Origin of the sequence: Litorisediminicola beolgyonensis (genome assembly GCF_042679605.1) — a bacterium.
GTDB lineage: Bacteria > Pseudomonadota > Alphaproteobacteria > Rhodobacterales > Rhodobacteraceae > Litorisediminicola > Litorisediminicola beolgyonensis.
The window spans coordinates 22,917-29,245 of the sequence record NZ_JBHTMU010000047.1 but is presented as its reverse complement, the minus strand read 5'-3'; the positions used below and the strand labels follow the sequence as shown (position 1 = coordinate 29,245).

At 70.4% G+C, this 6,329-nt stretch carries 3 protein-coding genes and 1 pseudogene; all 4 read right to left on the bottom strand.

Annotated features, from left to right (window positions below; all coding sequences use genetic code 11):
* Positions 1 to 849, bottom strand: a pseudogene (locus ACFQ4E_RS18205) (hypothetical protein); the annotation flags it as partial.
* Positions 846 to 1,982, bottom strand: a complete 1,137-nt coding sequence (locus ACFQ4E_RS18200; protein ID WP_386805956.1) for a hypothetical protein — start codon at positions 1,980 to 1,982, stop codon at positions 846 to 848. The gene ACFQ4E_RS18200 and the pseudogene ACFQ4E_RS18205, both read right to left, overlap by 4 nt.
* Complete coding sequence (locus tag ACFQ4E_RS18195; protein ID WP_386805955.1) at positions 1,979 to 4,909, bottom strand: glycosyltransferase; 2,931 nt, start codon at positions 4,907 to 4,909, stop codon at positions 1,979 to 1,981. The genes ACFQ4E_RS18200 and ACFQ4E_RS18195 overlap by 4 nt, the downstream gene beginning before the upstream one ends.
* 96 nt (positions 4,910 to 5,005) lie before the next feature.
* Positions 5,006 to 6,289: a CAP domain-containing protein gene (locus ACFQ4E_RS18190; RefSeq protein ID WP_386805954.1), complete on the bottom strand. Its 1,284-nt coding sequence runs from the start codon at positions 6,287 to 6,289 to the stop codon at positions 5,006 to 5,008.
* Positions 6,290 to 6,329: the final 40 nt, after the last annotated feature.

Here is a 6,329-nt window from a genome sequence, read left to right as displayed (position 1 = left end):
GGGGAAGAAGGCGGCGTCGAGCGCGGCGGCATCCTCGGCGAAGCGCGCCGCGATCCGCGTCGCCAGCGCCCGGTCGAGCGCGAGCTTCTCGCCGCCCATCCCGCCACCCCGGTTGCAGAGCCCGGCCATCTCGCCGCCGAGCGCGGTCTTGACCTCCTGCGGGATTCCCGCCGCATCGAGCCGCTGTTGCAGCAGCATCACCCCGGCAAGCGCGGGCCGTGTCAGAGTCTCGTTCTGGGCCGCACCAGCGGTGATCTCGATATCCGTCCGGCCCGTCGCGGTTTCGAGGAAGTCGCGCACCGCGTCGCCGCCCGAAAGCCGCGCGCGGTCGAAGAGCCTCAGCGTGAAGCGGTCGCCGAACGTGTCGCGCCAGGCCAGGAAACGGGGCGCGCAGTTGAGGATGCGCCCGGTCTGGACATGGGCGAGATAGGCGGCGCCATCGCCTTGGAAATGGCCGGTCTTGCAGCTCTGGGCGTAGCCCGAGAGGAAATGCGCCGCATGCGGGCGGACATAGGCGATCACCCGCGCGCTCTCGGCGTGTTCGGGCAGGAAGCGGCGCAGCGCCTCGTAAAGCGCTTTCGGATCGACCCCCCAGAACTGTTCGGCCGACACCACGGCCAGGTCGGCCTCGCTGGCGGCGATCTGCCGGGCGAGCGCGGTGAAGCGGGGCTCGAGCTTGGCGCGCTGCTTGGCTTTGCGCAGTGTGTTGGCGAGCGGGTAATCGTTGAGCTGGGCGCGCGGCATCATCGTCAGCCCCGGCGCTTGCCAGGCCCCGTCCATCAGGACCCGCTGGATCGAGCTGGTGCCGGTCTTCGGGTCGCCGATATGGATCACCAGGCGCGGGCTCATAGCAGCCGCTCCAGCGACAGGCGCGGCAGCCGCAGCCCGGTCAAGAAGGGCCGCGCGGTCTCGGGGCAGGCGGCAAGGCGCCCGGGGGTCTGGAGCTGGGCCAGTGCGGCGCGGGCGGCCTCCATCTCGGGGAGGGGCGCGGTGTCGGTCATCCGGTCGATCTCCTGAAAGAAGCGGGGGCGGTCCACCAGCCCGTCGAGCCAGCGCGCGACGGGGGCGAACTCGCGGGCGAGCCAGCGGCGGCGGCGGGCACCGATCATCTCGATTTCGCGCGAGGGCGGCAGATCGAGCGCGGGGCCGGTCTCCTCGAGGAACTTCCGCAACGTCTTGGCGGGTCCCGGGGGCAGCGCGTGATTGCCGCGGCGGGCGATCTCGGCCAGGGCGCGGTGCAGCCCGAGATTGCGGTCGGGCGGCGACGGCAGGTCGGGCGGGATCGGCAGGCGCGAGGCGGCGAGAAAGGCCGGGACCGAACCGCCCGCTTCGCGCACCTCGGCATAGTCCGACAGGACCATCGCCTCTGTCCCGAACGTGTCGATCCAGGGCGCGAGAAACCGGCGGTAATCGAGATGGATGCTGCCCGCGTAGTCGCGGATGGCGCGGCTCGCCAAGCGCCCGGTCCGGTCGCCGATCTTCAGCCGATGGACATGCCAGGAGATCAGGTAGTCGTCGGGACGGCGGAGCGTGCAGAGCCAGCGGACGGGGCCACGGGTGAACCGCGCCTTCAGATCGGCGACGAGCGCGGGGTCGTGGCGGCCGAAGCGGCCGAAGATCTCGGCGCAGTAGAGCAGTGTCCGGGGCGCGGTCTCGGCGATCTGGCGCTCGATCAGGGCGGCGATCTCCTCCGAGGCCGGTGTGCCCTCGAACCGCCCCGGCAGGCGCTGCATATGCCCGCCTTCGACCAGCATCCGGTAGGCGAGCGCGTTGTGCGGCGCGAGAATGCCGAAGCGGCCCAGATCGGCGCCGCGCCGCTCGCCCGCGATCAGCGCGCGGTTATGGGCGAGCCCCTCGGGCGAGGTCGCGGGATAGAGGATGCCCGCCTTTTCCAGGGCGCCGACATGGGTTGCCAGATGCGCCTGCAGCGAGGTGCTGCCGACCTTCATGTGACCCATGAAGAGCACGGTCTCGAGGCTCATTTGAGCCCCAGCCGGTCGGTCCAGAACGCCTCGGAGGTGAGGCGGGGATAGGCGGCGCGCCAGTCGGCGACGAGCGCGGGGTAGCGGCGCAGGAGCGTCAGCGTGCGCCCTGCGAGACGCAGGCCCTCGCGCCAGGCGCGGGCCTTGGAATGGCGCACCGTATAGGCGCGGCCCCGGTCGCGGGAGAGATAGGTGATCTCGGCCGCGCCCCAGGCCGCCCGCAGCCAGCCGCGGTCGTCGGCCTCGATGGTGATGCGGTTGCCGATGAGGGCGAAGCCCGGCAGCAGGTGGCCGTTCAGCGTCAGTTTCGAGAGCGCCCGCATCGGCCAGGAATGCGGATCGAGCCGGATCCGGTCGGGGCGCGGCGGGGACGGCGCCGCCCCCCAGGTCTCGGTGCCGGTCAGCGCCGCGATCCGGGCCCGGCGCTCGGAGAGATCGCCCTGGGCGGCCACGGCCTCGGGTCCGGCGAGCACGTCGTCGAGCGCGAGGCTGAGCGCCGCCAGCGAGTCGTAATGCATCCTGAGCCCGCAGCGCATCGCGAAGGAGGCGATCACCCTGGCCAGCGCCAGGCGGCTGACCGCCAGCCGGGGCAGGCTCAGGTGATGCGCGAGATGGCTGCGCAGGTCGAGATACCAGGTCAGCGGGCTTTCCTTGTCGGTGAAGTTCTCTTGGAACGCGGCGACGCCGGGCAGGGTTACGCGGCGGAAATCGTTGGCGAGGCTGAAGCTGACATCGTCGCCCCGCACGAAGAAGGGGAAGGGCAGATGGATGACCGCGGCCAGCGGGAAGGCAAAGAACCACCAGCCGCTGTAGACCTGTGCCGGATCGGGCCGGGCGGCGCGGGCCTCGAGTTCGCGGGCCTCCTCGGGATCGGCGAGATCGGTGCCCATGCCGATGGCCCGGCAGGTGAGATGGAAGCGGGCGCCGTTCTCCCAGAGGACGGCGGGCCGCGCGGCGTCGATCATCGCGCCCGAGACCGCGGTCTCGTCGGCCTCGGCATAGGCGAGAAGCGCCAGGGTGCGGCGCAGCGCCTCGGGGTGGAAGACCGCGTCGTCATCCATGAAAAGCGCGTGGCTGGCGCCCCGGGCGCGCGCCTCCAGGAGACCGCGGGCGAAGCCGCCCGACCCGCCCAGGTTGGGGCTGTGGCGCAGCGACAGGCGGGGGCCCTCGCGGGGCGGCAGCGTTCCGCCGTTATCGGTGACGATCACCTGCACGCGCGGCTCGTCTCCGAAACTCTCGGCCAGGCGCGCGAGCGTGGCCTCGGTCTCGGCCTCGCGGCGATAGGTGGTGATGCAGAGCGCCAGGTCGGGTGTGCGGCGCGGCGCGTCGGCGGTTTCCCAGCGCGCCGCGTCGAGCCGGGCGGCGGTGTCGCCCGTGCGGATCTCGAACCAGAGCGTGCCGGGCGCCTTTGCCGGATCGGGGCAGGGCAGGCGGCAGGGCCCCTCCGAGAGATCGCAGGCCTGGGTCAGGCACCGGATCGCGGGCCCGTCGGCGGGCGTGGCGAAGAGCGCGACCTCGACCTCGCCCTGGCCCTCGAGCGTGAGTTGCAGTTGGTTCAAGGGCGCCACCCGCGCCCAGGTATCGGCGTTGAAAAGGTTCATCCAGCTGTCGAAGGCCGCCCCCGCGCCGGGCCCGAAATCGAGCCCGCCCCCGCTTGGAACCGGGGCCGCCGCCCCGGGCAGGGGCCGCAGGCACAGCCCCGGCGCGTCGGGCAGACCGGCGACGGGCAGGATCAGCGATTGCAGCACCGTGGCCTTTGCCGCGGTCTTGCCCGAGGAGGTCCGGACCAGCCGCTTCTCATGGGCGTTGCGGATCATCTCGGAGACCATCGGGGCGACCTCCTCGCGCATCAGCGTCGCGCTGTCGGAGGGCAGATCGGCGGCGGGCTCGGGATGGAAGCGGGCGATGCGCGCGGAGAGCTCGGGCGAGGCATGTTCCGGTCCGGCCAGGGTGTCGTCGGAATGCTTGAGCCCGAAGCGCAGGAACGGGCCGACATAGCCCTCGATCAGGCTGGCGCTGTCGGCGGGCAGGGCGAGATCGGCCAGGGGGGCGTCGGCGGGCGGCAGCGGGTCGAAGAACAGCGTCTCGCGGTCAAAATAGCGCTCGGCCACGGCGGCATTGCCGGGCGCGAAACTCTCCATCAGCCGCGCGCGCTCCTCGGGGTCGAGCAGCAGCGTCGAGGGCTTGCCCTCCTGCTTGGAGACGTTGTTCACATGCGCGCAGAGCCGGGTCAGCACGTTGCGGTAGCCGGTCTCGGCCTCGTCGAGCGGCAGCTGGCGCATGAACTCGGTGGTCTTGGGCGTGAAACTCGGGTTCATGTGACTGGGCGGCTTCAGCCCCTCGGGGTCGATCCCGGTGAGGCGGAAGAAGGCGGTGACCGGCCCTTCGGGCATCTGGCCCTTCTCGTAGACCTGCGGACGGATCGCCTCGGGTCCGAAGATCCGTTCGAGCTTGCCCAGGAAGCGGTCGTAATCGATCCAGTGGAAGCGCCCGCGCTCGGCCATGAACTCGGGGAAGGTGCAATGGCTGAGGGGCTTTTGCCACTGCCATTTGACGTTCTGGAAGTACCAGCTTTCGAGCCAGAGATCCTGGCGGCGCAGCGTGTAGACGATCTCGACGTCGAAATGATCCCGGAACGCGCCGAGAACCGACAGATCGCGGCGGGTGCAGATATCCTCGTCGCTCAGGATCAGCGTGTCGATCGGCTGGCGGGAGCGGTCGGCCATCTCGGCCAGCTCCTGCGCCACGGCGGACACCTGGCGGTCGCCGGAGAAGAGCGCGTTGAACAGCTTCAGATGGCGCCGCGCCTTGTAGGGATAGAGCACGCCGCGCTTGGCCAGTGCGCCGGAATTGGCGTTCAGGCAGGCCTGTAGCGATGTCGTCGCCGTGCGATGGGCGCCGATATGGAGAATAAGCCTGCGTGTCACCTTCGCCTCGTCCCGGGGCCGGGGATCGGGCGACTGATAGTGACTCCGCCAGGAGGTTTCAACGTCCGGGCGACGCGAAGACGCCCGGACGGCGGATCAGGCGAAGAGGATGTCCTGGGCGAGGTCGTTCAGATCGTCGACGCCCTTGATCGTCACCACGTCGCCATGGCCGAAATCGAGCACCGCGTCGCCGCGATGGATGTCGCCGAACTCGGCCACGACATCGCGGGCGCTCATCCGTCCCGACCAGAGATCGGCGTCGAGCATCAGCGTGTCCTCGTTGAGGTCGAAGCCCTTGAAGGTGTCGCGACCGGACGTGAAGATGAAGGTGTCGGCGCCGCGCCCACCCTTGAGCATGTCGTTGCCCGCGCCGCCCGAGAGCGTATCGCCGCCGCCGCCGCCCTTGATCTTGTCATCGCCGTCGCCGCCCGCGAGCGTGTCGCGTCCGCGCTTTCCGACCAGGGTGTTGTCGCCGGAATTGCCGGTCAGGTCGTTGGCGCCCTTGCGGCCCTTCAGCACCAGGTCCTCGATCCCGAGCATGATCGCGTGCTGCGCGTCGCCGGTGAGCTTGAGGCTGACCGAGGTGGCCAGGGTCTCGCCGTCGATCAGGTCGATCTTGGCGTTGCCGGCGCGTTCGAGGATCAGGAGCTGGTAAGTGTTGCCGCCGCTCTCGATGGTGACCCATTCCTTCTGGCCGTCCGCGCCGAGCGAAAGCGTGTAGCCGCCCGCGTCCTCGGAGCGGGTGCCGCGGCTCCCGGCGCTGACGCGCACGCCGCTTTCGCCTTCTCCGACCGAATAGAAATCGTCGCCGTCGCGGTCGTCGTAGACCACGCCGGTGACGAAGCGCGTGTCGCCCGAGCGGGCGTAGTTCTGCGTCGCCACCGCGGTGTCGTAGCCGACATAGTCGCCGACCTCGACGGCATTGCCGACCTCGCGCACGCTGCCCGAGAGCATGTTGGCGCGGTGGCCGTCGCTCTCGAACAGGTTGGCGTGCATGATGTAGACCGATTTCTCGACATCGAGCGCGCCGGTCGAGCCGCGCAGCGCGAGGTTCTCGGCCCAGGCGGTGCGGCCGGAAAACTCGTAGCCCGCATCCACCATGCGCTCGCGCGCGTTCGAGCCGCCCGCCCCGGTATGGCTGAAGATGTCCTCGTCGAGGATCCAGTCGGAATGGGCGCGCGCGGCCTCCGCGAGCGTGTCGTTATGGACCACCGGGTCCAGCGGGCCCGATGGCAGGTCGTCGGGGATGTCGCCGGACGACAGTGTTCCCTCGGTCCCCCCAGACCGGGCGCTGGCCAGGCGCTCCACCTCTCCGACCGGGTCCAGACGGGCGCGGTTGATCAGTTCGAGCAGCAGTTGCTCCTCTGCGGATAATGCCATGAAGGCTCCCTCGAGTCGCTGAGCAGATGCTGGCGACCCT

What these genes read in the sequence shown, in the direction of transcription:
- ACFQ4E_RS18200 (WP_386805956.1), bottom strand. Translation starts at nt 1,982, where the DNA reads ATGAGCCTCGAGACCGTGCTCTTCATGGGTCACATGAAGGTCGGCAGC.
- ACFQ4E_RS18190 (WP_386805954.1), bottom strand. Translation starts at nt 6,289, where the DNA reads ATGGCATTATCCGCAGAGGAGCAACTGCTGCTCGAACTGATCAACCGC.